Below are 24,026 nucleotides of genomic sequence, written 5' to 3'. Positions count from 1 at the left end.
TTGCATCGACAGCCAAGGAGGCCGCCCATGGATCCCCACCAGCGTCAGCTCATCACCGCCGCCAATCGCCAGGCCTGGGAGGTGTCGGCGCCGCTGCATGCCCAGGGCGAGGACTGGCAGCGCCTGCTGGAACAGGCTCGCCAACCCGGCTTCTCGGTCCTCGATGCCTGCCTGACCGCCACCCTCACCGCACTGGACATCCGCGGCCTGAGTTGCGCCCAGGTCGGCTGCAACAACGCCCGCGAACTGCTTTCTCTGGCGGCCTTCGGCGCCCGGCCGGCCCTGGGCATCGACCAGTCGCCGGCCTTTCTCGCCCAGGGCGAGCAGCTGGCCACAGCCGCGGGCCTGGCGCCGCGACTGGTGGCCGCCGACATCTATGCCCTGCCCGCCGGGCTCGGCCAGCACGACCTGGTGCTGATCACCATCGGCGTGCTGAACTGGATGCCGGACCTGCCGGCCTTCTTCGCCGCGGTGCGGGGCCTGCTGGCACCGGGCGGACGCCTGGTGATCTACGAGACCCACCCCTTCCTGGAAGTCTTCGAGCCCCATGCGGACCAGCCGCTGGTGCCGCGCTACAGCTACTTCCGCCGCGAGCCGCTGGTCAGCGCGGACCTCATCACCTACGACGGCCTGGATCACGGCCAGGGCGCGCCGAGCTACTGGCATATCCATACCCTCGGGGCCATCGTCACCGCCTGCCTGGACGCCGGCCTGAGCTTGCAACGGCTGGAAGAGCATCCGCACTCCAATCGCGAGGCCGACTATGACGGCTACATCGGCCAGACCGCCCAGTTGCCGATGAGCTTTACCCTGGTCGCCCAACGCCCGACGGCTTAGAACCTATTCAAAGTCAGCTGCGCGTCGGCCAAACCGCGTCGAACAGACTTTCGGAATGCTCATTTACTCTGTGTAAACTCCGCTTCCTCAAGTCTGTTCTCCTTGTCTGGCTCTAGCTCGCAAGACTTTGAACAGGCTCTTGTCCCTTTCGCCTGCTAAATCAGACGCCGCCTATGCAGCCCCACGCGCCTTCCTACTACGCCGCCACCGCCAATCTGGACCTGGACTTTCCGCCCCTGGAGGGCGAGGTCCAGGCGGATGTCTGCGTGGTCGGCGGTGGCTTTTCCGGGCTCAACACCGCCCTGGAACTGGCCGAGCGGGGCGCCCGGGTGGTGCTGCTGGAAGCCCGCCGCATCGGCTGGGGTGCCAGCGGCCGCAACGGTGGTCAGCTGATCCGTGGCGTCGGCCATGACGTCGAGCAATTCGAGTCGGTCATAGGTGCCGAAGGGGTACGCGAACTCAAGCGGCTGGGCTTCGAGGCGGTGGATCGGGTCCGCCAGCGCATCGCCCGCCACGGCATCGACTGCGCGCTCACCTGGGGCTTCGCCGACCTGGCCAACAAGCCGCGCCACTGGCAGCATCTGCAGGAAGAGCACGCCGCGCTGCAGGCGCTGGGTTACCCCCATCCGCTACGACTGGTGCCCAAGGCCCGGCTGGCGGAGGTGGTGGGTTCCGAGCGCTACCAGGGTGCTCTGATCGACGAGGGCTCCGGCCACCTGCATCCGCTCAACCTGGCCCTCGGCGAAGCCGCCGCGGCCCGGGCGCTGGGCGTGCAACTGCACGAAGACAGCCAGGTCACCCGCCTGGAATACGGCCCCCGGGTGCGCGTCCACACTGCCCGCGGCCGGGTCAGCGCCGACACCCTGGTGCTCTGCTGCAACGCCTATATCGACGACCTGCAACCCGACCTCGCCGCCCAGGTCCTGCCGGCCGGCAGCTATGTCATCGCCACCGAGCCGCTCTCCGCCGAGCGCGCCGCGCGGCTGCTGCCGGGCAATCGCGCGGTCTGCGACCAGAACGTGGCGGTGGACTACTTCCGCCTCTCCGCCGACCGCCGCCTGCTGTTCGGCGGCGCCTGCCACTATTCCGGGCGCGATCCCCGGGACATCGCCGGCTATATGAGGCCGAAGATGCTGGAGGTCTTCCCCGAACTGGCGGATGTGCGGATCGACTACGCCTGGGGCGGCATGATCGGCATCGGCGCCAATCGCCTGCCGCAGATCGGTCGGCTGCGCGAGCACCCCAACGTCTTCCATGCCCAGGCCTATGCCGGTCATGGGGTCAACGCCACCCACCTGGCCGGTCACCTGCTGGCCGAGGCCATCCTGGCTCAGTCGGCCGGTTTCGACCTCTTCGCCCGGGTGCCCCATGCGCGCTTTCCCGGCGGTCGCCACCTGAGGTCGCCGCTGCTGGCCCTGGGCATGCTCTGGTATCGCCTCAAGGACAGCCTGTGATCCGCCTGCTCGTCCCCCTGCTGCTGGCGCTGCTGGCCGGCTGCGCCACGCCGATTCCGCGCCACGCCTCCCAGGTGCTGCCGGTCGCCGGCACCGCCCTGGACAGCCAGGTGCGCGCCGCCGGCGCCGCCCATCCGGGGCTGTCGGGACTGCGCCTGCTGGAAACCAGCACCGACGCCTTCACCGCCCGCGCCGAGCTGATCCGCAAGGCCCAGCGCAGCCTGGACATCCAGTACTACATCGTCCACGACGGCCTGACCACGCGACTGCTGGTCAACGAACTGCTCAAGGCCGCGGATCGCGGCGTGCGCATCCGCTTCCTCATCGACGACACCAGCAGCGACGGCAACGATTACCAGATCGCCGTGCTGGCGGCCCATCCCAATGTGCAGATCCGCGTCTTCAATCCGCTGCACCTGGGCCGCAGCACCGGTCCGACCCGGGCCCTGGGCCGGCTGGTGGATCTCAACCACCAGCACCGCCGCATGCACAACAAGCTGTGGCTGGCCGACGACAGCGTGGCCATCGTCGGCGGACGCAACCTGGGCGACGAATACTTCGATGCCCGCCCGGAGATGAATTTCACCGATCTCGACCTGCTCGCCGCCGGCCCGGTGGCGCGCCAGCTGGGCACCAGCTTCGACCAGTACTGGAACAGTCCGCTGAGCCAGCCGGCCCGGCGGCTGCGCTGGTTCGCCCCCTCGCCCACCGCCCTGGTGCGGCTGCGCGCGCGGCTGCATCATTACCTCGACAGCGAACGCACCCGCGACCTGGCGCTGTACAACCGCCTGCGGCGCTACGCCACCGCGCCCCAGCTCGACGGCTGGCTGCAGGAGCTGACCTGGGCCCACGCCCAGGCGTTCTGGGATGCGCCGCGCAAGGTCTTGGCCGAGGACGAACCGGACTGGCAGCTGCTGCTCACCCATCAGCTGCAACCGACCCTGGACGGCGCCCAGCACGAACTGCTGCTGGTCTCTTCCTACTTCGTGCCGATGAATCAGGGGGTCGCCTACCTGGGCGGCCTGGCCGCCCGCGGCGTCGATGTGCGGGTGCTGACCAACGCCCTGGAAGCCACCGACGTGCCCGCCGTGCACGCCGGCTACGCGCCCTATCGCGCGGCGCTGCTGGCCCGGGGGGTCAGGCTCTATGAGTTGCGCGCCCGCCCGGACCAGAAGCGATCCGCTCTGCCCTACAGCTTTGGCGAATCCGAATCCAGCCTGCACAGCAAGGCCATGGCCATCGACGGGCGCTGGTCCTTTATCGGCTCCTTCAACTTCGATCCGCGCTCGGTGCTGTGGAATACCGAGGTCGGCATCCTGGTGGACAGCCCGGTCCTCACCGGCCGCCTGCGCCAGCTGATGCTGCAGGGCATGGACCCGAGCGTCTCCTATGCGGTCAAGCGCGTCGAGGATCGCGGGCAGGTGCGCCTGGAGTGGGTCAGCGAACGCGACGGCCAGCCGCGGGTGCTGCACCACGAACCGGGCAGCGCCTGGCGCCGTTTCAACGCCTGGGTGGTCAAGGCCGTGGGGCTGGAGCGGATGCTCTGACGTAGGTTGGGCTGAGCATAGCGAAGCCAACCAGGTCGCTCAGGTTGGGGCTATTGCGGCCATGACGGTCCACCGCTGCGGCCGCTCCTACGGAATATCCGGCTGCTGTAGGAGCAACCGTCTTTATCGCGGCCATGCCGGTGCGCCGTAGCGACCGCTCCTACAGGGAGTGATGCCTTTGTAGGAGCGGCCCATGGCCGCGATTGGCTTCAGTCCTACGACTTACCCCATACCGAACCCGGTGAAGCTCAACGGACCCGATCCACGCGCCACCGTGTCCCAAACCACACCCCATCAATCTCCCTGCAAAAAATCCGGCAATTGCTCATTTTATGAGCAGTAGTCGACCAGGACTTCGGCTAAGGTCGACCGCATTCATCGGCCCCGCTCCGGCACCCGGCCGTCCTATGCATCGAGGATCTCCCATGAGCGCTACCGCCCTGCGTCACGACTGGACTCTCGCCGAAGTCCGCGCCCTGTTCCAGCAGCCCTTCAACGACCTGCTGTTCCAGGCCCAGGGCGTGCATCGCCAGCACTTCGATCCCAATCGCGTGCAGGTCTCCACCCTGCTGTCGATCAAGACCGGCGCCTGCCCGGAAGACTGCAAGTACTGCCCCCAGTCCGGCCACTACAACACCGGTCTGGAAAAGGAAAAGCTGATGGAGGTGCAGAAGGTGCTGGAGGCGGCCGCCGAGGCCAAGGCCATCGGCTCCACCCGTTTCTGCATGGGCGCCGCCTGGAAGCATCCCTCCGCCAAGGACATGCCCTATGTGCTGCAGATGGTGCAGGGCGTCAAGGCCCTGGGCCTGGAGACCTGCATGACCCTAGGCCGCCTGGACCAGGAGCAGACCCGCGCTCTGGCCGACGCCGGACTGGACTACTACAACCACAACCTGGACACCTCGCCGGAGTTCTACGGCAACATCATCACCACCCGCACCTACGGCGAGCGCCTGCAGACCCTGGCCTACGTTCGTGAAGCCGGGATGAAGATCTGCTCCGGCGGCATCCTCGGCATGGGCGAGTCGGTGGACGACCGTGCCGGCCTGCTGATCCAGCTGGCCAACCTGCCCGAGCACCCCGAGTCGGTGCCGATCAACATGCTGGTCAAGGTCCAGGGCACCCCGCTGGCCGAAGAGAAGGACGTCGATCCCTTCGACTTCATCCGCACCCTGGCGGTAGCGCGCATCCTCATGCCCAAGTCCCATGTGCGCCTGTCCGCCGGTCGCGAGCAGATGAACGAGCAGATGCAGTCCCTGGCCTTCCTGGCCGGTGCCAACTCCATCTTCTACGGCGAGAAGCTGCTGACCACCGGCAACCCCCAGGCCGACAAGGACATGCAGCTGTTCGCCCGCCTCGGCATCCAGCCCGAAGCCCGCGAAGAACACGCCGACGAGGTGCACCAGGCCGCCATCGAGCAGGCCCTGGTGGAACAGCGCAACAGCGAACTCTTCTACGACGCCGCCACCGCCTGACCCCTGTCGTCCCCCTCTCCCCCTGGGAGAGGGCCGGGGTGAGGGTAAACCACCGCCCAACCCGCGCTCCAGACCAACCCCCTCTCCCCTCGGGAGAGGGCTGGGGTGAGGGGCCTTCCAACGCTACCGAGACTCCCCATGGCCTTCGACCTCGCCGCCCGCCTGGCCCAGCGTCACGCCGAGCACCTCTATCGGCGCCGCCCTTTGCTGGAAGCGCCCCAGGGCCCCGAGGTGGTGGTGGATGGCGAGTCCCTGCTGGCCTTCTGCAGCAACGACTACCTGGGCCTGGCCAATCACCCCCAGGTGATCGCCGCCCTGCGCGCGGGCGCCGAGCGCTGGGGCGTGGGCGGCGGCGCCTCGCACCTGGTGATCGGCCACAGCGGTCCGCATCACCAGGTCGAAGAAGCCCTCGCCGACCTCACCGGGCGGCCACGCGCCCTGCTGTTCTCCACCGGCTACATGGCCAACCTGGCAGCCGTCACCGCCCTGGTCGGGCGTGGCGACACCGTGCTGGAAGACCGCCTCAACCATGCCTCCCTGCTCGACGCCGGCCTGCTCAGCGGCGCGCGCTTCGGCCGCTATCTGCACAACGACCCGGCCAGCCTGGCCACGCGCCTAGCCAAGGCCGAGGGCGACACCCTGGTGGTCACCGACGGCGTCTTCAGCATGGACGGCGATCTGGCCGCCCTGCCCGAGCTCTGCGAGGTCGCCCAGCGCCACGGCGCCTGGACCCTGGTGGACGATGCCCACGGCATCGGCACCCTGGGCGCCAGCGGCGGCGGCATCGTCGAGCACTTCGGCCTGGATCAGGGCCAGGTCCCGGTGCTGGTCGGCACCCTGGGCAAGGCCTGCGGCACCGCCGGGGCCTTTGTCGCCGGCAGCGAGGAACTGATCGAGACGCTGATCCAGTTCGCCCGCCCCTATATCTACACCACCAGCCAGCCGCCAGCGGTGGCCTGCGCCACCCTCGCCGCCCTGCAGCTCGTCCGTGAGGAGGGCTGGCGCCGTGAGCTTCTGCACACTTTGATCCAGAGATTCCGCAGGGGCGCGACGGCCCTCGGCCTGGACCTTATGCTCAGCGCCACGCCGATCCAGCCGATCCTGGTCGGCGACAGCGCGCGCGCCCTCGCACTCTCCGCCGCCCTGCGCCGACGCGGGATCCTGGTCACCGCCATCCGACCGCCCACCGTACCGGCCGGCAGTGCCCGCCTGCGGGTGACCCTGACGGCGGCCCATCGCGAAGCGCACGTGGACCTCTTGCTCGACGCTCTGGCCCAGGCCATGGCCGAATTACCGCCTGACGCGGATAAGTGACCGACCAATGCGCGATACCCTGATCTTGCTGCCCGGCTGGGGCCTGGGCAGTGCTCCGCTGGAGCCCCTGCGTGACGAACTCGTCGAGCAGGCACCCTTTCTCGACGTGCTGATCGAGCCGCTGCCGGCCCTGGCCGACACCCAGGACTGGTTCACCGACCTGGAAGCCCGCATCGCCGAAGGCGGCTGGCTGGCCGGCTGGTCGCTGGGCGGCATGCTCGCCAGCGAATTCACCCTGCGCCGCCCCCAGGGCGTGCACGGTCTCATCACCCTGGCCAGCAATCCCTGCTTCGTCGCCCGCGCCGGCTGGCAGACCGCCATGGCGCGCAGCGTCTTCACCGACTTCTTCGAGGCCTGCTCGCTGGACGCCGAGCAGACCCTCAGGCGCTTCACCCTGCTGGTGGCCCAGGGCGCCCGCGACAGCCGCACCCTCGCCCGCCAGTTGCAGGTGACCCTGCCGGAGATCGAGCCCGAGGTGGTCATCGCCGGCCTGGAGTTGCTGGCACGCCTGGACACCCGCGCCGCCCTGCAGGCCTTCAGCGGTCCCCAGCTGCACCTGTTCGGCGCCCACGACGCCCTGGTGCCGGCCGCGGCGGCCCAGGCCCTGCGCGACGAGCTGCCCAATGCCCAGGTCGAGGTCCTGGAGCACGCCAGCCATGGCCTGCCCCTGGAACGCCCGGACGAGGTGGCCACCCGTATCCGTGAATTCATCTATGCAGGACGCGATGGCTGACGTATTGCCCGACAAGCGCCAGGTGGCGCTGTCCTTTTCCCGCGCCGCCGCGCAGTACGACGGCGCCGCCCTGCTGCAACGCCGGGTCGCCGACGGCCTCTTCGCCCGGCTACACGCTCTAGAGGAGCGAGTCTGGCTTGACCCGCAACGCTGGCTGGACCTGGGCAGTGGCACCGGCTATTGCAGTCGCGCCCTGGCCCGCCGTCATCCGCAGGCCGAAGGCCTGGCCCTGGACCTGGCGCCCGGCATGCTTAGCCATGCCCGCGCCCAGGGCGCCGGGGCCCGGCACTACCTCACCGCCGACGCCGAACGCCTGCCGCTGCGGGCGGAGAGCTGCGATCTCATCGTCTCCAGCCTGGCCCTGCAGTGGTGCCCGGATCTGCCCAGGGTGCTCGCCGAGGCGCGGCGCATCCTGTGCCCGGGTGGCGTGCTGGCCTTCAGCAGCCTGGTCGCCGGCACCCTCGACGAACTGCGCCAGAGCTGGGCCCGGGTGGACGACCAGGTGCACGTCAATCGCTTCCGCCCCCAGACGGCCTATGTCGCCGCCGCCCAGGCCAGCGGCCTGCAGGGGCTGACGCTGGAGGTCGCGCCCGAGCGGCTGCACTTCCCCGATCTACGCGCCCTGACCCAGCACCTCAAGGCCATCGGCGCCCACAACCTCAACCAGGGACGTCCCCAGGGCCTCACCGGTCGCCAGCGCCTGGCCGCCTTCACCCAGGCCTACGAGAGCCTGCGCGAGCCCGCCGGGCTGCCCGCCACCTACCAGGTGATCCACGTCCTGCTGCGCAAGGAATGACCCCCATGTCCGCCTACTTCGTCACCGGCACCGACACCGAGATCGGCAAGACCACCATCGCCGCCGGCCTGCTGCACCGGGCCCGGCTGCAGGGTCTCGCCACCGCCGGGGTCAAGCCGGTGGCCTCCGGCTGCGAACGGACCGCCGCGGGCCTGCGCAACGGCGACGCCCTGGCCCTGCTCGGCGAGACCTCGCTGCCGCTCGACTACGCCGACATCAATCCCATCGCCCTGGAACCCGCCATCGCCCCGCATCTGGCAGCCCGCGAAGCCGGCATCGACCTCAGCGTCGCCGCCCTGGCCGCCCCGGTGCGGCGGATCCTGGCGCTGCAGGCCGACTTCACCCTGGTGGAAGGCGCCGGCGGCTGGCGCGTGCCCCTGGCCGGCCGGGAGTCCCTTTCCGATCTGGCCCGCGAGCTGGGTCTGCCGGTCGTTCTGGTGGTGGGCGTGCGCCTGGGTTGCATCAACCACGCCCTGCTCAGCGCCGAGGCCATCCTCGCCGACGGCCTGACCCTGGCCGGCTGGGTGGCCAACCTGGTGGCACCGGCCACCCTGCGCCTGGACGACAACCTCGCCACCCTGCACGAACGCCTGCCGGCGCCCTGCCTGGGCACGGTGCCGTACCTGGCCGCGGCCACGCCGGCGGCGGTCGCCGCGCACCTGCGCCTGCCCGGCTGATATCAGTCTTTCGGGCGATGGCCGGTGGGCCAGGCCGGCGGCAGACTGCCCTGTCTGCCGCTGCCGGATCGCCCGAGTGCCTACCTTCAAGTTCCTGACCTGCCTGGGCCTGCTCGGCCTGACCAGCACCACCTGGGCGCTGGACAACCAGACCCGCGTGGAGCAGCGCGGCGAGCGCCTCGGCGCCTTCCTGAGCCAGGCGCCGGATACCCGCGAGGGCACCCTGGAGGTCAGCCAGAGCGGTCGTGCCAGCCAGGCCTATCTCACCCAGAGCGCCTCCCGGGGCGACCGTACCCGCGTCGAGCAGGGCGGCGTGGGCAACTTCACCAATGTCACCCAGGCCGCCGGTGGCGCGCGCGAGGTCAGCATCGACCAGGGCGAAGCCAGCCAGAGCCACGCCTATGTCTACCAGGGCCATGGCCAGCGCAATACGGTGGAGATCGTCCAGCGCGGCCTGCTCGACGAAGCCCTGGTGCGCCAGGGCGGTGACGACCAGCGGCTGCGCATCGAGCAGGAGGGCGCGCGCAACGGGCTGAATCTGTTCCAGGACGGTCGCGACAGCGCGGCGCGACTCAGGCAGGTGGGCGAGGATCACCTCCAGGACGTGCTGAGCCTGGGCGCGCGCAACGAGGTCGAGCTGCTGCAGGGCGGCGCCGCCAACCGGGCGGTGGTCGAGCAGCGCGGCGACGACAACCGGGCCGGCGCTCGCCAGGGCGCGCGGCAGCAGGACGTCCAGCTGATCCAGATCGGCAACCGCAACCAGGCGGCGGTGCAGCAGAACGGCCTCGACGCCAGCCCCCAGCGCGTCAGCGCGCGGCAACTCGGCGACGACAATGCCGTCCAGGTGAATCTGACCGGCAATGGCAACCGCCTCGAGCTGCAACAGCAGGGCAATCGCAACAGCGCTGGCGTCCTGATCGGCGGTGAGGATTCGCGCCTGACCCTGACTACCCAGGGCAACGACAACGAGATCAGTGCGGTCGGGGTGGGCGACAACCTCGAGCTGAGCGTCGAGCAAATGGGTGATGGCCATCTGCTGCAGGCAGGACTGGCCAGCGATGCGCGCGTCAGCGTTAGCCAGCAGGGCGCCAGCCAGTACGCCTCCATCAGTCAGGTCGGTGCGGGCAACAGCCTCGACCTGCGCCAGAGCGGCCAGGGCAATCGGGCGACGATCCAGCAATAGCCGGACACAGGCGGTGACGGGGACTGCTGGTTCTTTGGCGTCAAAGCTGCTTCAATAGCCCTTTGACATCACCGTCGAGGACCCTGTCCATGAACGTGACTTCAAGCAATTCGCTCTATGCCGGGGTGCAGGCCTACCAGAACGGTAGCCGCACGGTCGAAAAGGCCGGTGCCGCCCTCGCCTCCCAGACGGCCCGCAACGAACAGGAAGCCCTGGCCGCGACCACCAACAGCCAGGCCGATCTGGCCAGCGAGCTGGTCAATCTGGATGTCGGCAAGTACCAGGCGCTGGCCGGTACCAAGGTCATGCAGGCCTCGCAGGAAACCCTGGGCCGGCTGCTCGATACCCGGGCCTGATCAGAAAGCTTTGAGTAGAAGGGGCGCCCTAAAAGGCGCCCCTTTTGCGTGCTAGCCCAGGCGGAAGCGGGTGGTGTTGGCCGTCAGGGTGCGACTGCCCGCCTCCAGACCCACCGCCGTGCTCTGCACCGTGCGCGCATTGCCGAGCAGATCGGCCGCGGCCCCATCGATCTGCTGGATATTGCCACTGACCTGGTCGGCGGTGACCGCCTGCTGTTCGGCGGCGGTGGCGATCTGCACCAGGGTGTCGGAGACGCCCTGCACCGACTCGGCGATCTCTTCCAGCCGCCGCCCCAGCCCGGTGATCGACTGGGCATCGCTGGCGGCCTGGCCGCAGGCCTCCTGCATCAGGGACACGGCCTGCGCCACGGTGCCGCTCAGGCTGCCAACGGTCCCGGCGATCTGCGCCGTGGAAGCCTGGGTGCGCTGCGACAGCGAACGTACCTCGTCGGCGACCACCGCGAAGCCCCTTCCCTGGTCACCGGCCCGGGCCGCCTCGATGGCGGCGTTGAGCGCCAGCAGGTTGGTCTGTTCGGCGATGCCGCGGATGACGTCCACCACCTGCTGGATCTGCCCGGCCTGGGCATTGACCTGGGCCATGGCCGCAGCTGTCTCGTCCAGGCGCTGGTTGAGGCGCTGGATGCTGGCAGTGGTCTGGCGACTGTCACTCTGGCTGGCCTCGGCGATGCCGCGCATCTGCTCGGCGCGCCCGGCGGCCTCTTCGCAACTCTGGGCCACGCCCTGGGCGGTGGCGGCCAGTTCGGTGGCGGCGGTGGCGATCTGGGTGATCTGCTGGCGCTGGGCTTCGACGGCGCCCAGCGCCGCCTCGGCCTGCTGACCCAGCTCCCCGGACGCCGTGCCCACCTGGCGACTCTCCTGCTCGACCGCCTGCAGACTGCCGCGCAGCTGCACCACGGCCAGGTCAAGGGCGCGTCCGATCTCGGCCAGTTCATCCTGGCCAGTCACCTGGGCCGAACGGGTCAGGTCGCCGTCGCGCAGGCCTTCGGCCAGGGTGGTGATGCGCCGGGCGCTGCCACGAATGGCGGCCTGCATGCACAGCAGCAGGTAGCAGGTCACCACCAGCAGCAGGCCGAAGCCGGCGGCGATGGCGGCAAAGCTGCGCACGGCATCGGCGCCATAGTATTGCAGCCGTTGGTCCAGATTCTTCAGGGTCTGCTGGCGGAAGGTCTGCAGCCCCTGCAGGACCCCGTCCAGCGTGGTTTCGAACTGCTCCGGCTTGAGCGTGATCTCGCCGCCGAACACCCCCTGATCGAGGGTCTTGAGACTGGCGTCCAGCTGGCTGCTGAGCTTCTGGTAATCATCCTTCCAGCCGGCCATGTCGGCGGGCAGCTTGTTGCCGAGCAGCACCGCGACCTTGGCCAGGCTCTCGCTGGAATCGCCGACGCGGGCGCGCAGGTCGCGCAACTGCAGGCGGCTCTGCAGGCTGAACTGGCCGGAGACCACACTGGCCTGACCGACGCTGGCCAGGCGGCCGAGGCGCTCGTACAACTCGACCGACTGGGTGGTGCCGATCTGCATCAGCAGGTAGGTTTCCATCCAGGGATCGAGGATGAGGCCGCTGTCCAGGGCGATCTCCTCGCGCAGCGCCTGCACGGCGCCCAGGGCGGCGGTGAATCTGTCGTAGCCGTCCGGCCACCAGCCCAGGCTGCGCAGATCGCTGACCTCAAGCCCGGCGAGCGCCTGCTGCAGGGTCTTGAAGCGCGCCTGCACATCGGCGCTGACCCCTTCGCTCTCCAGTTGCTGTCCGAGCTGGGCGAGCCGCTCGCGCCGACTGTCGTTGCGACTTTCCAGGGCGGCGATGGCGGCCTGCACGGCCGGCGTCTCCTGGCGACTGGTATCGATCGCCTTCCAGCGCGCGGTCAGGTTGCGCCGGAGGGTGAGTTCTTCTTCCACGGCATCCAGCCGTTGCAGCAGTCGCACGCCACTGCGCTCGCCACTGACAGTGGCCAGCTTGGCCTGGAAATCGGCGCCCAGCAGCCAGAGACTGACCGCCAGCGGCAGGATGAACAGCACCAGCAGCAGGGCGAACTTGCGGGCGAAGCCGAACTGGCTCAGCACGCGCATACCCGGTGACAACAAAACACCCATGTTCGACCACTCCTGTGCCAGCCACCGGCAAGCGTCGGCTATCCGTTGCGGATAGCTATAGGACGATTTGTCGGCAAACTAACGACTTTCTTGAAAGATAGGGCACAATCGCCGCCCTCCCGTATTCCCAGACCCGGTCCTGCACTCAGGCCCGGGCGTTGCCGTTAAAGGACCGTCCGCGTGGAACGCCTCAAAGCCAAGATTCGCAGCGAAGGCCAAGTACTCTCCGAGCAGGTGCTCAAGGTCGATGCCTTCCTCAACCACCAGATCGATCCGGCGCTGATGCGCGACATCGGTCAGGAGTTCGCCCGCCGCTTCGCCGACGCCGGCATCACCAAGATCGTGACCATCGAAGCCTCGGGGATCGCCCCGGCGGTGCTGACCGGACTGGAGCTGGGCGTGCCGGTGATCTTCGCCCGCAAGCACCAGTCGCTGACCCTGACCGACAACCTGCTGGTGGCCAGCGTCTATTCCTTTACCAAGCAGACGGAGAGCACCATAGCCGTCTCGACCATGCATCTGTCATCCGACGATCGGGTGCTGATCATCGACGACTTCCTCGCCAACGGTAAGGCGGCCAAGGCGCTGATCTCCATCATCGGTCAGGCCGGGGCCAAGGTCGCAGGGCTGGGCATCGTCATCGAGAAGTCCTTCCAGGTCGGTCGCGCCGAACTCGACGCCCAGGGCTATCGCGTCGAATCCCTGGCCCGCGTCGCCTCCCTGGCCGATGGTCAGGTCACCTTCGCCGAGTAAGCCATGGCTCAGATACTGCGCATTCTCGGGGCCGATCTCGATCGCACCGAAACCTGGATCCGTTACGACAAGGCCATGTGCCTGGACTGCGTGTCCAGCTGCTGCACCCTGCCGGTGGAAGCCCGTCTGTCCGATCTGATCCGCATGGGCGTGGTGGACGAATTCGAGAAGGGCGAGCCGCTCAAGGACATCGCCAGGCGACTCAAGAAGGACGGCGTGGTCGAGCGTCTCAACGCCAAGACCGGGCTCTTCACCCTGGTGCGGCTGTCCAACAACGACTGCGTCTACCTGCATCCCAAGACGCGGCTGTGCACCATCTACGACCAGCGTCCGGAAACCTGCCGCAACCACCCCAGGGTCGGCCCGCGCCCGGGGTATTGCGCCTACAAGCCGCAGAAGCTGCGTTGAATCCCTGATCGCGGCCATGCCGGTGCGCCGTAGCGACCGCTCTGGCTCGGACTATCGCGGCCATGGGCCGCTCCTACAGAAGCCTCATCCCCTGTAGGAGCGGCCCACGGCCGCGATAAGACTTCCCGGCGGCCGAGCCTTTCAGGCGAGCCGCTAGAAATCGCCACTCTCCATCGCCCTTTGCATGTCCGCCCGCTCCTCCAGGCATTCCGGGCCGGCCATGTCGAAGATCCGGCAGACCCAGGGCCGCACCTCGTAGATGCTGCAATTCATCTGCTCGCGATCCAGGGCGGCGCACCAGCCGTCGTCGAGGCGCTTCATGCGGGTACCGGTCCAGTCTTCCTCGATGTAGCGGGCGGGCACGCCGGCGTCGTCGAACAGCAGGACTTCCTGGCGGCAGCACCAGGCCTGACAGCTCTCGCAGGTCACGGTTGGGGTGGAAAGATCGTGCAGGGGGATGTCGCTCATGTGCGCAGTGTACCGCCCCCGACCGCCCAGCGGTTTCCGGCCGATGGCTGGAGCAGTTACCATGCGCGTCCCTGACGGTTGTAACCAGTTGTGACCATGCCCAAGCCCTCTTCTCGCGCAGGAGCCGCCATGACGGCCGCACCCCGCTATCGCTTCTATGTCGTGGTCGTCGTGCTGGTCCTGCTGACCTGCGTGGTCGCCGGCCGCATCACCTACCTCAAGCTGTTCGATGCCGCCTTCCTGGGTGACCAGGGCGACCGCCGCTCGGTGCGCCACATCGCCATTCCAGTGACCCGCGGCATGATCACCGACCGCAACGGCGCGCCCCTGGCGGTTTCCACCGAGGTGGTGACCATCTGGTGCAATCCGTCCGAGATGCAGGACAGCGCCGACCAGCTGGGGCGCCTGGCCCAGGCCATCCACAAGCCCGAAGCCGAACTGCGCAACCTGATCCTCGGCCATCCGGAAAAGCACTTCCTCTACCTGGCGCGGGCCCTGTCGCCCATCGACGGCGAGAACATCATGGCCCTCGGCGTGCCCGGGGTGCGCCAGATCAAGGAGTACAAGCGCTACTACCCCAGCTCCGACCTGGTGGCCCAGGTGATCGGCATGGTCAACATCGACGGCCATGGCCAGGAGGGCCTGGAACTGGGCTTCGAAGACTGGCTGGCCGGTCGCGGCGGGGTGCGCGAGGTGCTGATCAATCCGCGCGGCTCGGTGGTCAAGAACATCCGCGTGGTGCGCCAGCCGCAACCGAGCAAGGACGTGGCCCTGTCCATCGACCTGCGCCTGCAGTTCATCGCCTATCGCGCCCTGCAGACGGCGGTGGAGAAGTTCGGCGCCCAGTCCGGGTCGGCCGTGCTGGTCAATCCCAAGACTGGCCAGATCCTGGCGATGACCAACTTCCCCTCCTACAACCCCAACAACCGCGCCACCCTGCAGATCCCCAACATGCGCAACCGCACCTTGACCGACGCCTTCGAGCCCGGCTCGGTGATCAAGCCGTTCAGCATGTCGGTGGCCCTGGCCTCGGGCAAGTTCAACGAGAACAGCACCGTGGACGTGGCGCCGGGCTGGATGACCATCGACGGTCACACCATCCACGACGTGGCCAAGCGCGGCGTGCTGACCATGACCGGGGTGCTGCTCAACTCGTCCAACATCGGCATGAGCAAGGTGGCCCTGCAGATCGGCCCGCTGCCCATCTACGAACAGCTCAGCCGGGTCGGTTTCGGCAATCCCATGGCGCTGGGCTTTCCCGGCGAGAACGCCGGCTACCTGCCCGGCCACACCAAGTGGTCGCAGATCGCCACGGCCAGTATGTCCTTTGGCTACAGCCTGGCGGTCAACGTCGCCGAATTGGCCCAGGCCTATTCGGTGATCGCCAACGACGGCCTGCTGACCCCCCTGACCCTGCTCAAGGACCAGAAGCAGCAGAGCGTCCAGGCCATGGACCCGACCATCGCCCGGCGCCTGCGCGCCATGCTCAACCACGTGGTGGAAGACGAAGGCGGCGTGATCCGCGCCCGGGTGCCCGGCTATCACGTGGCCGGCAAGTCGGGTACCGCGCGCAAGGCCGGCTCCGGCAGCTACACCGAGCACGCCTATCGCTCGCTGTTCGTCGGCATGGCGCCGGCGGCCGATCCCAAGCTGGTGCTGGCGGTGATGCTGGATACCCCGACCAAGGAAGGCTACTTCGGTGGCCTGGTCTCGGCGCCGACCTTCAGCGAGATCATGTCCGGCGCCCTGCGCGCCCTGGCCGTGCCGCCGGACAATTTGCCCGACACCAATACCGCCCAGCAGGCCAAGACCGAACCGCATTCCCACGGTTGAGCGGCTGACGGAAACGAAAAAGGGCGACCCCAGGGTCGCCCTTTTGCATGCTGTGCTACCCGGCCAGAGCTTGTTCAAAGGCTCGCGAGCTAGAGCCAGACAAGGCGAAAAGACCTGAGGAAGCGGAGTTTACGAGCGGTAAATGAGCATTCCGAAGGTCTTTTCAACGCAGTTTGGCCGACGCGCAGCAGACTTTGGACAAGCTCTCAGCGGTGCAGCACGTACTGACCGGTAAAACGTACCCCATCCTCGCCACTCTCGCTGACGATGCGCGACTGCAGGGTGATACGCGCACGACCGCGGCGGCGGAAGGTGGTCTCGAAGCGTTCCCAGGCGCGCGCCTCGGGCGGCTCACCATAGGCCAGGGCATCGGTGGTGATGGGTCGCGGATAGCTGATCTGGCCTTCCTGGATGAGGATATGGCCTTCCTCGATGCCGGCTTCGCGCAGGCGCAGGTACAGCCAGCCCCAGCCGGCCAGCACGGCCACGCAATAGAGGCTGCCGCCGAACATGGTGCTGGCGTGGTTGATGTTGGCGTCCAGCGGGGCATGCAGCTGCAGGCGCTGCTCGCTCCAGTCGCGGACTTCCAGGCCCAGGGCCTTGGTGATGGGAATATCGTGGTGCAACAGGGATTCGAGATGACGGCAGTCGCGGCTCATGCCGGGGTCCTTACAGACAGAATTTCACTATCAGGAGCAGACGCAAGCCATGACCCATGGGTCACGTCCTGGCGCCATTGTGCACCAAGGAAGGCCGCTCCGGGGAAATGGCCGCCGGCAGGCGGAAGCGGAAGCGGGCGCCGCCCAGACTCGATTCGTCGATGGTCAGGCTGCTGCGATAGCCTTCGAGGATATCCTGCACCACGGCCAGGCCGATGCCCTGCCCGGGGTGCCGGCTGTCCATGCGCATGCCGCGGCGCAGCACGCTCTCGCGGCGCTCGGCGGGAATCCCCGGGCCGTCGTCCTCGATGTCGAGGATCCAGTGCTCGGTGTGCCGACGGGCGCTGACCCGTACCTGGGTCAGGCAGAGCCGATAGGCGTTTTCCAGCAGGTTGCCGAACACCTCCAGCATGGCGGCTTCCTCGGCCTGCACCCGCAGATTCGGCGGCAGGTCCATTTCCGCCTGGACGCGTTTCTCGGCATAGACCTTGTCCAGGGTGCTGAACAGCGACTCCAGCAGCGGCGCCAGCTCCAGCGGCCGGCTGAGCACCGCGCCGCCCTGGCGCGTGGCCCGCTGCAGCTGGTACATCACCTGCTGGTTCATGCGCTCGATCTGGGTCTGCAGGGTGCCGACCTCCTGATCCAGCTGCGGCCGGCGGCGCAATTCCTCGGTCACCCCCTGCAGCACCGCCAGCGGCGTCTTGAGGCTGTGGGCGAGATCGCCGAGGGTGTCGCGATAGCGCTCGCGCTGCAGCCGTTCGTGGTCGAGCAGGCGGTTGAGCGAACGGATCAGCCGGCTGATCTCGCTGGGCACGTTGTTTTCGTCGAGCAGCTCGCGCTGATCGGTCTCCACCGCATCGAGTTGCTGGCTGAGACGGCGCAGCGGGCGCAGGCTCCACTGCATGACCAGTGCCAGCAGCAGCAACAGGGCGCCCAGCACCCCCACCAGCCAGAGAATCACCTGGTGCAGGAAGGTGGCGCGCAGCCGCTCGTATTCCTCGGCCGGCTGCATGGTGACCACGCTGAAGCCCGCCACCGGCGGATTGCCCAGCAGCACCTCGCGATCAAAGACGAAGAAGCCCTGCCCCTGGTCGTCGGTGGCCTTGACCAGCTTGACCCCGCCGCCGTCGAAGGTCGGCTTGTAGTTGGGCCGCTCCTTGATCGCCGAGCGCGAGCGCCACAGCAGGCGGCCGTTCTGGTCGTAGACATAGCCGAGGATCGGCGAGCCGGGCCGGTCGAAGACCTCTTCGGCGATCATCTCCGGCATCGCCAGGCGGCCGTCGATGGCGCGCGCCGCACCGATCAGGGTGTTGGCGTTGGCCTCCAGCCGCGCGGCAACGAAGTTTTCCACGGTGCGGTCGAAGGCGTTGCGGATCGCCGGCACGATCAGCGCCAGGCAGACGCTGACCAGCAGGGCCGCGCTGAGCAGCAGCCGCACACGAAAGGAACGGATCACTGGCAGCGCTCGGTGAACAGGTAGCCGCGGCCCCGGACCGTTTCGATGGGTTGCATCTGGCAGCTGGCCTCCAGCTTGCGCCGCAGGCGCCCCACCAGCACCTCGATGACGTTGCTGTCGTGCTCGCCGTCATCGTCGTAGAGCTGCTCCATGAGCCGCTCCTTGGTGATCACCTGCTGGTGGTTGCGCATCAGGTATTCCAGCAGGCGGTATTCGTAGGCGGTCAGCTGCAGCGGCTGCTCTTCGTTGAAGGCCTGCTGGCGGCCCAGGTCGAGCTTGAGCGAACCGGCGCGGATGCTCGGCTGGACGAAACCCGCCGAACGGCGCAACAGCACGTTGAGGCGCGCCTCCAGCTCTTCGAACTGGAAAGGCTTGACCACATAGTCGTCCGCCCCGGCGCCGAGCCCCTCGACCTTGTCCTGCCAGCTGCCGCGGGCGGTGAGGATGAGGATCGGCAGGGTGGCGCCCTGGTTGCGCAGCTGGCGGATCAGATCGAGACCGCTCATGCCGGGCAGGCCCAGGTCGATGATGGCGAGATCGTGATGGAATTCGCGGGCGCTGTAGAGCGCTTCTTCCGCATCGGCCACGGCATTGACGACATGACCGGCTTCACCCAGACGCACCTTGAGGTGGTGGCGCAGCAGGTTTTCGTCTTCGACGACGAGGATCTTCATGCAGACTCCTGAACAGCTAACGAGACGTTCTCTGGCCGCGACTGCGCCTGTCGCGTGCTTCGCGCAGCGGCGCCCTGGTGCCGATTATGGCGCCTGGAGCCGGCCGGCGGCGAGAGCGGGAAGGGAATGGCTGGGATCACTGACTTTGTTCCGGGCAAAAAAAACCTCTCCAGTTGGAGAGGTAAGGAGCACTTCATGGGGATCGGAAACTGCCGTTGGGGGACGGCTCCGTCGCGAGACGGCTACAGGGGACCAGAGCTGACTTGGTGACCCTGTAGTGGAGTTACAAGGATGAACATCGCCAGGTCGGGTCGAAGTGTCCGGACGATCTGCCGTAGCGGGAGCTGCGCTAGGGTGAACATATCCGGGCGACCTCGGCGTTGCTGATCTGACAGTTGCAGATTAGGCCAATGGCCCTGAACGCTGCCTGAACTCGTCCTGAACGCTAGCTGAACGGCCGCGAAGTGGCCCGAGAGCGACGGACGGTGGCCTCGGCCGATCCGCCGCCGGACGAGGCCTCAGGGCAGCTTGCCCAGGCAGCCGCCCAGGGTGTCGGCCACGTTCTGCAGCAGCTGGGCATAGCCGCCGGCGTTGGCCGGGATGCGGGCGCCGAGGGGATCGAGTTCCACCAGGGTCACCGGCAGGCCGCTGCTCAGGGTAGTGGCGATCTTTGGCTGCAGCGGCGGCTCGGTGAAGACGCAGGTCGGCCCGGCGGCCTTGAGTTCGTCGCGCATGGCGGCCACGTGGCGCGCGCCGGGCTGAACGTCGGCGCCCAGGGCGAAGACGCCGCGATGGCTCAGGCCATAGGCTTCCTCGAAGTAGTCGAAGGCTTCGTGGAAGACGAAATAGGGCTTGCCGGCCAGCGGCGCCAGCTGGGCGCGCAGGGCCTGGTCCTTGGCGGCCAGTCCGCTTTCGAAGGCCTTGAGGTTGCTGGCGTAGCGACTGGCATTGGCCGGATCGGCCTGGCTCAGGTCGGCGGCCACGCGGGCGGCGATCACCCGGGCGTTGGCCGGACTCAGCCAGAGATGGGCATCCAGGCTGCCCGGACGATGATCGTGGTCGTGGGCGTATTCGGGCTCGCCGCCCTGTTCCTCGCCGTGCGCGTGCTCGTGCTCGTCGCCGTGATCGTCGTCATGGGCGTCCGCATGCTCGGCACCGAAGCGGCGCAGGTGCAAGCCGGGCAGCTCCTGGACGGCCAGGCTGGGGCCCTGGCGCTCCTTGAGCACCGCCGGCAGGAAGGCCTCCAGATCCGGGCCGATCCAGTAGACCAGCCGGGCCTCGCGCACCTGGCGCAGGTCCGAGGGCCGCAGGGCGTAGTGGTGCGGCGAGGCACCCGGCGGCAGCAGCACGGCGGGCTGGCCGGCGCCGTCCTGGATGGCGGCGGCGATCAGTTGCAGGGGTTTGATGCTGGTGAGCACCTTCACCTCGGCCTGGGCGGGCAGCAAGGTGCAGGCGAGCAGCAGGGAGGCGACGAGGGGTAGGAGGCGCGGCACGTGAAAATCCCGATTCTTAAGAGAGGTGCAATATAATAACGTCCTGGCTCCCAAGGTACTGTTTCATGACCGACGCCCCCCTGGCCTTTCGGCCCCACGATCATTCGCGCTGCGTCGCCCACGCGCTGGCCGAGGCCGACGCCCTCTGCAGCCGCGCCGGCGTGCGCCTCACCGAGCTGCGCAAGCGGGTGCTGGAGCTGGTCTGGCAAAGCCACAAGCCGCTCGGCGCCTACGACATCCTGGCCGTGCTCAGCGAGCAGGACGGCCGCCGCGCTGCCCCGCCCACCGTCTACCGGGCGCTGGATTTCCTGGTCGAGAACGGCCTGGTGCACCGCATCGCCTCGCTCAACGCCTTCGTCGGCTGCAACCATCCCGGCGAGGCCCACCAGGGCCAGTTCCTGATCTGCCGCAGCTGCCAGGTGAGCATCGAGCTGGAACAGCCGGCCGTGCACCAGGCCATCCTCGACGGCGCCAGCGCCGTGGGCTTCCAGGTCGAAGGCCAGACCGTGGAAGTGGTCGGTCAGTGCGCCGCCTGCCGGAAGCAGGCATGAGCGAGGCGCTGATCCGGCTGCAGGAGGTCGGCGTGACCTTTGCCGGGCAGCCGGTGCTCGAGCAGGTCAGCCTGACCCTGGATCCCGGCCGCATCGTCACCCTCATCGGCCCCAATGGCGCCGGCAAGACCACCCTGGTGCGCAGCGTGCTCGGCCTGCTCACACCCGATCGCGGCAGCGTCTGGCGTCGTCCACGACTGCGCATCGGCTACATGCCGCAGAAGCTGCAGGTGGATGCCACCCTGCCGCTGTCGGTGCTGCGCTTCCTGCGCCTGGTGCCAGGCGTGAATCGCGCCAGTGCCCTGGCCGCCCTGGGCGAAGTGGGCGCCGAAGGCGTCATCGACAGCCCTCTGCAGAGCATTTCCGGCGGCGAGTTGCAGCGGGTGCTGCTGGCCCGCGCCCTGCTCCGCCAGCCCGAGCTGCTGGTGCTCGACGAACCCGTGCAAGGCGTCGACATCAACGGCCAGAGCGAGCTGTACCGGCTGATCGGCCAGTTGCGCGAACGCCATGGCTGCGGCGTGCTGATGGTGTCCCACGACCTGCACCTGGTGATGGGCGCCACCGACCAGGTGATCTGCCTGAATCGGCACATCTGCTGCTCGGGCCATCCCGAGCAGGTCAGCGGCGATCCGGCCTATCAGGCGCTGTTCGGCCAGAGCGCGCGCAACCTGGCCGTCTATCACCACCACCACGATCACGCCCACGACCTGCATGGCGGCGTGGTCAAGACCCCGCATGTCCATGGAGCCCACTGCAAGCATGGCTGATTTTCTGCTGTATGCCCTGCTCGCCGGTCTCGCCCTCGCCCTTGTCGCCGGTCCCCTCGGCTCCTTCGTGGTCTGGCGGCGCATGGCCTATTTCGGCGACACCCTGTCCCATGCCGCCCTGCTCGGGGTCGCCGTGGGCTTCTTGCTGGATGTCAGCCCGACCCTGACCGTCACCGTCGGCTGCCTGGCGCTGGCCGTGGTGCTGGTGGTGCTGCAGCGTCGTCGGGGGCTGGCCGCCGACACCCTGCTCGGCATCCTCGCCCACAGCACCCTGTCGCTGGGGCTGGTGGCGCTGTCGTTCATGCACGAGGTGCGCATCGACCTGATGAGCTACCTGTTCGGCGATCTGCTGGCGGTGGGTCCCGGCGATCTGCGCTGGATCCTTGGCGGCAGCGCCCTGGTGCTGGTCGCCCTGGCCTGCCTGTGGCGGCCGCTGCTGGCCATCACCGTGCACGAGGAACTGGCCCAGGTCGAAGGCCTGCCGGTGACCTGGATCCGCCTGGCGCTGATGCTGCTGGTGGCCATCGTCATCGCCGTGGCCATGAAGATCGTCGGGGTGCTGCTGATCACCTCGCTGCTGATCATTCCCGCCGCCACCGCCCAGCGCCACGCCCGCAGCCCCGAGCAGATGGCCTGTGGCGCAAGCCTGCTAGGCATGGCCGCGGTGTGCCTGGGGCTGACGCTGTCCTGGTACCAGGACACCCCGGCCGGCCCCTCGGTGGTGGTGGCCGCCGCCGGGATGTTCCTGCTGGGCTACCTGTTGCCCCGCCGCGCCTAGGCGCTCTAGCGCGGCGCCTGCCAGACCGCCTGGCTGACGTCCACCGCCCGGGGGATCAGCCCCTGGGCCTTGAAGATGTCGGCGGTCTGCTGCTGGGTGGCGATGATCGCCGGCGTCAGCGCCGTCGCACCATAACCGGTACGCGCCTGCCAAGTGGCGATCACCGCTTCCGGCAGTCCGATCTGCTCGGCCAGGATGCGTGTCACCTCCGGCTTGTGGGTATTGGCCCAGGCACCAGCCTTGGCCAGTTCCGCCAGCAGCAGGCGGATCGCCTCGGGATGGGCGTCGGCGAAGCGGCGGGAGCCCTCATAGAAGCTGTTGGCGTGCAGCAGTCCTTTGTAGTCGGCGAGCACGCGCACCGGCTGGCTCTGCTGGATGGCCGCAAGATAGGGGTCCCAGACCACCCAGGCGTCCACCGACCCATTGACGAAGGCGGCGCGGGCGTCCGCGGGCGGCAGATACACCGGCTGGATGTCCTTGAAGCTCAGCCCGGCTTTTTCCAGGGCGGCGACCAGCAGGAAGTTGGCGCTCGATCCCTTCTGCACCGCCACCTTCCTGCCCCTGAGGCCGGCGACGTCGCGGATCGGCGAGGCGGTTGGCACCAGGATGGCCTCCACCGCCTCGCTGGCCGGTTCGGCGCCCAGGTAGACCAGGTCGATCCCGGCCGCCTGGGCGAAGATCGGCGGTGGCGAGCCGGTATAGCCGACGTCGATGCTGCCGGCATTGAGCGCCTCCAGCAGTTGCGGCCCGGCCTGGAATTCGCGCCAGCTCACCTGGTAGCCCTGGGCGCCCAGGGCCTGCTCCAGGGTACCCTGGGCCTTGAGCACGGCCAGCAGACCTCCGCCTTTCTGATAGCCGATGCGCAGCGCCTGGTCGGCGGCCTGGACCGGGGCGAGCATCCCGAGCGCCAGCAACAGAACGGCGCCCCGCGCCAGCCAGCGTCGAAGAGAGGAGCGAAACATGGCGACCTTCCTTATATTCCATTTGGAAAGGTCAGCCTGGCCTATCTAGACCCGAATGTTTAATACGTTTCTCTGCTAAGGCTATGCCCGGCCAGGCAGCGAGGGCCAGCCAAGGTCCGATTGACGCTGGCCCCAGGATCGCGCCACCCTGCGCCAGCGGCGACCACCGGGGTCGCCGACCCTATCGGAGCCTGCCATGCCTTTTCTGATCGAGACCTTCGACAAGCCGGACAGCCTGGCCCTGCGCCAGCAGCATCGCCCGGCCCACCTGGACTTCCTGCGCGAGAACGCCGCCGCGCTGCTGGCCTGCGGCGCCAAGCTCAGCGACGATGGCGAGACCGCCAGCGGCAGCGTCTACATCGTCGATGTGGAAACCCGCGCCGAAGCCGAAGCCTTCATCGCCCGGGATCCCTTCACCAGCGCCGGACTGCCGGGCGAGGTGCGCATCACCCGCTGGCGCAAGGCGATTCTGGACGGCAAGGCGTTCGTCTAGGTGCTCTCCAGGGCGGCCTGACCGGCCGCCTCCGCCCTACCGCGAATTGGCTTAAGAATCCCTTAAACCTGGCAAAATGCCACCTTAATCAACGCCGTTCGCAGCCGTTGCAAGTTCACACTTCTAGGAATCGCTTCACAGAAAAGTGATGCAGCGCAAGAAAAGCCCGAGTTTTCCCGGCGCTACCGCAAGGAAGCTAACGAACTAGCCTAAGCTCACCGGGCTCAGATGATCTGATGCGCCGACATCC

At 68.1% G+C, this 24,026-nt stretch carries 24 protein-coding genes; 17 read left to right on the top strand and 7 right to left on the bottom strand.

What is annotated here, in order from left to right; all coding sequences use genetic code 11:
* Window positions 1–27: 27 nt before the first annotated feature.
* The 10 genes from OXS31_RS01725 to OXS31_RS01680 all read left to right on the top strand — a co-directional run bounded on the left by OXS31_RS01725 (window position 28) and on the right by OXS31_RS01680 (window position 10,372).
* Window positions 28–837: a class I SAM-dependent methyltransferase gene (locus tag OXS31_RS01725; RefSeq protein ID WP_267397528.1), complete on the top strand. Its 810-nt coding sequence runs from the start codon at window positions 28–30 to the stop codon at window positions 835–837.
* A 173-nt stretch (window positions 838–1,010) separates the two neighbouring features.
* Window positions 1,011–2,291 (top strand): FAD-binding oxidoreductase, encoded by a 1,281-nt coding sequence (locus OXS31_RS01720; RefSeq protein WP_267397526.1) that lies wholly within the window; start codon window positions 1,011–1,013, stop codon window positions 2,289–2,291.
* Window positions 2,288–3,838, top strand: a complete 1,551-nt coding sequence (locus OXS31_RS01715; protein WP_267397525.1) for a phospholipase D family protein — start codon at window positions 2,288–2,290, stop codon at window positions 3,836–3,838. The genes OXS31_RS01720 and OXS31_RS01715 overlap by 4 nt, the downstream gene beginning before the upstream one ends.
* A 425-nt stretch (window positions 3,839–4,263) precedes the next feature.
* Complete coding sequence (gene bioB / locus OXS31_RS01710; RefSeq protein WP_007159868.1) at window positions 4,264–5,313, top strand: biotin synthase BioB; 1,050 nt, start codon at window positions 4,264–4,266, stop codon at window positions 5,311–5,313.
* A gap of 138 nt (window positions 5,314–5,451) precedes the next feature.
* The gene (gene bioF / locus OXS31_RS01705; protein WP_027597422.1) at window positions 5,452–6,627 is read left to right on the top strand and encodes an 8-amino-7-oxononanoate synthase; all 1,176 of its coding nucleotides are present in this window, start codon (window positions 5,452–5,454) and stop codon (window positions 6,625–6,627) included.
* A 7-nt stretch (window positions 6,628–6,634) separates the two neighbouring features.
* Entirely contained in the window at window positions 6,635–7,360 is a 726-nt protein-coding gene (locus OXS31_RS01700; RefSeq protein WP_042134626.1) for an alpha/beta fold hydrolase, read from the top strand.
* Window positions 7,341–8,156 carry a malonyl-ACP O-methyltransferase BioC gene (bioC, locus tag OXS31_RS01695; protein WP_267397518.1) on the top strand — a complete coding sequence of 272 codons (816 nt, stop codon included), beginning with the start codon at window positions 7,341–7,343 and terminating at the stop codon, window positions 8,154–8,156. Before OXS31_RS01700 ends, bioC begins: the two co-directional genes overlap by 20 nt.
* 5 nt (window positions 8,157–8,161) lie before the next feature.
* Window positions 8,162–8,833 (top strand): dethiobiotin synthase, encoded by a 672-nt coding sequence (bioD, locus tag OXS31_RS01690; protein WP_169855075.1) that lies wholly within the window; start codon window positions 8,162–8,164, stop codon window positions 8,831–8,833.
* A 76-nt stretch (window positions 8,834–8,909) separates the two neighbouring features.
* A complete protein-coding gene (locus OXS31_RS01685; protein WP_267397514.1) occupies window positions 8,910–10,016 on the top strand; it encodes a hypothetical protein in 1,107 nt (368 codons plus the stop codon).
* Window positions 10,017–10,105: 89 nt separating this feature from the next.
* Window positions 10,106–10,372: a hypothetical protein gene (locus tag OXS31_RS01680; protein ID WP_108581639.1), complete on the top strand. Its 267-nt coding sequence runs from the start codon at window positions 10,106–10,108 to the stop codon at window positions 10,370–10,372.
* 51 nt (window positions 10,373–10,423) lie between these two features.
* Here the strand turns inward: OXS31_RS01680 and OXS31_RS01675 are convergent, their stop codons facing one another.
* A complete protein-coding gene (locus OXS31_RS01675) occupies window positions 10,424–12,481 on the bottom strand; it encodes a methyl-accepting chemotaxis protein (protein ID WP_267397511.1) in 2,058 nt (685 codons plus the stop codon).
* A 180-nt stretch (window positions 12,482–12,661) separates the two neighbouring features.
* Between OXS31_RS01675 and OXS31_RS01670 the strand changes: the two genes are divergently transcribed.
* Complete coding sequence (locus OXS31_RS01670; protein ID WP_144954432.1) at window positions 12,662–13,234, top strand: xanthine phosphoribosyltransferase; 573 nt, start codon at window positions 12,662–12,664, stop codon at window positions 13,232–13,234.
* Between the two features lie 3 nt (window positions 13,235–13,237).
* Window positions 13,238–13,642 carry a YkgJ family cysteine cluster protein gene (locus tag OXS31_RS01665; protein WP_144954435.1) on the top strand — a complete coding sequence of 135 codons (405 nt, stop codon included), beginning with the start codon at window positions 13,238–13,240 and terminating at the stop codon, window positions 13,640–13,642.
* A 153-nt stretch (window positions 13,643–13,795) separates the two neighbouring features.
* Here OXS31_RS01665 and OXS31_RS01660 read toward each other — a convergent pair whose 3' ends face one another.
* Complete coding sequence (locus OXS31_RS01660; protein WP_144954439.1) at window positions 13,796–14,110, bottom strand: YkgJ family cysteine cluster protein; 315 nt, start codon at window positions 14,108–14,110, stop codon at window positions 13,796–13,798.
* Window positions 14,111–14,239: 129 nt separating this feature from the next.
* Between OXS31_RS01660 and OXS31_RS01655 the strand changes: the two genes are divergently transcribed.
* The gene (locus OXS31_RS01655; protein WP_027597412.1) at window positions 14,240–15,943 is read left to right on the top strand and encodes a penicillin-binding protein 2; all 1,704 of its coding nucleotides are present in this window, start codon (window positions 14,240–14,242) and stop codon (window positions 15,941–15,943) included.
* 206 nt (window positions 15,944–16,149) lie between these two features.
* Here the strand turns inward: OXS31_RS01655 and OXS31_RS01650 are convergent, their stop codons facing one another.
* The 4 genes from OXS31_RS01650 to znuA all read right to left on the bottom strand — a co-directional run bounded on the left by OXS31_RS01650 (window position 16,150) and on the right by znuA (window position 20,225).
* A complete protein-coding gene (locus OXS31_RS01650; protein WP_007159880.1) occupies window positions 16,150–16,602 on the bottom strand; it encodes a thioesterase domain-containing protein in 453 nt (150 codons plus the stop codon).
* 61 nt (window positions 16,603–16,663) lie between these two features.
* Window positions 16,664–18,058 carry an ATP-binding protein gene (locus tag OXS31_RS01645; RefSeq protein WP_028700289.1) on the bottom strand — a complete coding sequence of 465 codons (1,395 nt, stop codon included), beginning with the start codon at window positions 18,056–18,058 and terminating at the stop codon, window positions 16,664–16,666.
* Window positions 18,055–18,732, bottom strand: coding sequence for a response regulator transcription factor (locus OXS31_RS01640; RefSeq protein WP_007159882.1), 678 nt, complete (start codon window positions 18,730–18,732; stop codon window positions 18,055–18,057). Before OXS31_RS01640 ends, OXS31_RS01645 begins: the two co-directional genes overlap by 4 nt.
* A gap of 518 nt (window positions 18,733–19,250) precedes the next feature.
* The gene (gene znuA, locus OXS31_RS01635) at window positions 19,251–20,225 is read right to left on the bottom strand and encodes a zinc ABC transporter substrate-binding protein ZnuA (RefSeq protein WP_144954442.1); all 975 of its coding nucleotides are present in this window, start codon (window positions 20,223–20,225) and stop codon (window positions 19,251–19,253) included.
* Window positions 20,226–20,290: 65 nt separating this feature from the next.
* On the opposite strand from znuA, the gene OXS31_RS01630 reads away from it, so the two are divergent.
* Genes OXS31_RS01630 through znuB form a run of 3 tightly spaced genes read left to right on the top strand, consistent with a single transcriptional unit; the run spans window position 20,291 to window position 22,321 of the window.
* The gene (locus OXS31_RS01630; protein WP_027597410.1) at window positions 20,291–20,776 is read left to right on the top strand and encodes a Fur family transcriptional regulator; all 486 of its coding nucleotides are present in this window, start codon (window positions 20,291–20,293) and stop codon (window positions 20,774–20,776) included.
* Window positions 20,773–21,543 carry a zinc ABC transporter ATP-binding protein ZnuC gene (gene znuC / locus OXS31_RS01625; RefSeq protein ID WP_027597409.1) on the top strand — a complete coding sequence of 257 codons (771 nt, stop codon included), beginning with the start codon at window positions 20,773–20,775 and terminating at the stop codon, window positions 21,541–21,543. The genes OXS31_RS01630 and znuC overlap by 4 nt, the downstream gene beginning before the upstream one ends.
* A complete protein-coding gene (gene znuB / locus OXS31_RS01620) occupies window positions 21,536–22,321 on the top strand; it encodes a zinc ABC transporter permease subunit ZnuB (protein WP_017642327.1) in 786 nt (261 codons plus the stop codon). The genes znuC and znuB overlap by 8 nt, the downstream gene beginning before the upstream one ends.
* Window positions 22,322–22,326: 5 nt before the next feature.
* Here the strand turns inward: znuB and OXS31_RS01615 are convergent, their stop codons facing one another.
* A complete protein-coding gene (locus OXS31_RS01615) occupies window positions 22,327–23,283 on the bottom strand; it encodes a sulfonate ABC transporter substrate-binding protein (RefSeq protein WP_077171116.1) in 957 nt (318 codons plus the stop codon).
* Window positions 23,284–23,479: 196 nt separating this feature from the next.
* Here OXS31_RS01615 and OXS31_RS01610 point away from each other — a divergent pair, with 196 nt between their 5' ends.
* The gene (locus tag OXS31_RS01610; protein ID WP_007159888.1) at window positions 23,480–23,776 is read left to right on the top strand and encodes a YciI family protein; all 297 of its coding nucleotides are present in this window, start codon (window positions 23,480–23,482) and stop codon (window positions 23,774–23,776) included.
* The last annotated feature ends 250 nt before the right edge of the window (window positions 23,777–24,026 follow it).

This window comes from Pseudomonas sp. GM_Psu_1 (assembly GCF_026544185.1).
In the GTDB taxonomy this organism is placed as follows: domain Bacteria; phylum Pseudomonadota; class Gammaproteobacteria; order Pseudomonadales; family Pseudomonadaceae; genus Chryseomonas; species Chryseomonas oryzihabitans.
This window is presented reverse-complemented; position numbering and strand designations above follow the sequence as displayed.

Bases quoted from the DNA above. Each gene is read 5' to 3' on its own strand.
- znuC (WP_027597409.1), top strand. From the start codon at position 20,773: ATGAGCGAGGCGCTGATCCGGCTGCAGGAGGTCGGCGTGACCTTTGCC.
- OXS31_RS01655 (WP_027597412.1), top strand. From the start codon at position 14,240: ATGACGGCCGCACCCCGCTATCGCTTCTATGTCGTGGTCGTCGTGCTG.
- OXS31_RS01720 (WP_267397526.1), top strand. From the start codon at position 1,011: ATGCAGCCCCACGCGCCTTCCTACTACGCCGCCACCGCCAATCTGGAC.
- OXS31_RS01725 (WP_267397528.1), top strand. From the start codon at position 28: ATGGATCCCCACCAGCGTCAGCTCATCACCGCCGCCAATCGCCAGGCC.
- znuB (WP_017642327.1), top strand. From the start codon at position 21,536: ATGGCTGATTTTCTGCTGTATGCCCTGCTCGCCGGTCTCGCCCTCGCC.
- OXS31_RS01680 (WP_108581639.1), top strand. From the start codon at position 10,106: ATGAACGTGACTTCAAGCAATTCGCTCTATGCCGGGGTGCAGGCCTAC.
- OXS31_RS01650 (WP_007159880.1), bottom strand. From the start codon at position 16,602: ATGAGCCGCGACTGCCGTCATCTCGAATCCCTGTTGCACCACGATATT.
- OXS31_RS01660 (WP_144954439.1), bottom strand. From the start codon at position 14,110: ATGAGCGACATCCCCCTGCACGATCTTTCCACCCCAACCGTGACCTGC.
- OXS31_RS01640 (WP_007159882.1), bottom strand. From the start codon at position 18,732: ATGAAGATCCTCGTCGTCGAAGACGAAAACCTGCTGCGCCACCACCTC.
- bioB (WP_007159868.1), top strand. From the start codon at position 4,264: ATGAGCGCTACCGCCCTGCGTCACGACTGGACTCTCGCCGAAGTCCGC.
- bioF (WP_027597422.1), top strand. From the start codon at position 5,452: ATGGCCTTCGACCTCGCCGCCCGCCTGGCCCAGCGTCACGCCGAGCAC.
- OXS31_RS01630 (WP_027597410.1), top strand. From the start codon at position 20,291: ATGACCGACGCCCCCCTGGCCTTTCGGCCCCACGATCATTCGCGCTGC.
- OXS31_RS01700 (WP_042134626.1), top strand. From the start codon at position 6,635: ATGCGCGATACCCTGATCTTGCTGCCCGGCTGGGGCCTGGGCAGTGCT.
- bioD (WP_169855075.1), top strand. From the start codon at position 8,162: ATGTCCGCCTACTTCGTCACCGGCACCGACACCGAGATCGGCAAGACC.
- OXS31_RS01675 (WP_267397511.1), bottom strand. From the start codon at position 12,481: ATGGGTGTTTTGTTGTCACCGGGTATGCGCGTGCTGAGCCAGTTCGGC.
- OXS31_RS01665 (WP_144954435.1), top strand. From the start codon at position 13,238: ATGGCTCAGATACTGCGCATTCTCGGGGCCGATCTCGATCGCACCGAA.
- OXS31_RS01615 (WP_077171116.1), bottom strand. From the start codon at position 23,283: ATGTTTCGCTCCTCTCTTCGACGCTGGCTGGCGCGGGGCGCCGTTCTG.
- bioC (WP_267397518.1), top strand. From the start codon at position 7,341: ATGCAGGACGCGATGGCTGACGTATTGCCCGACAAGCGCCAGGTGGCG.
- OXS31_RS01610 (WP_007159888.1), top strand. From the start codon at position 23,480: ATGCCTTTTCTGATCGAGACCTTCGACAAGCCGGACAGCCTGGCCCTG.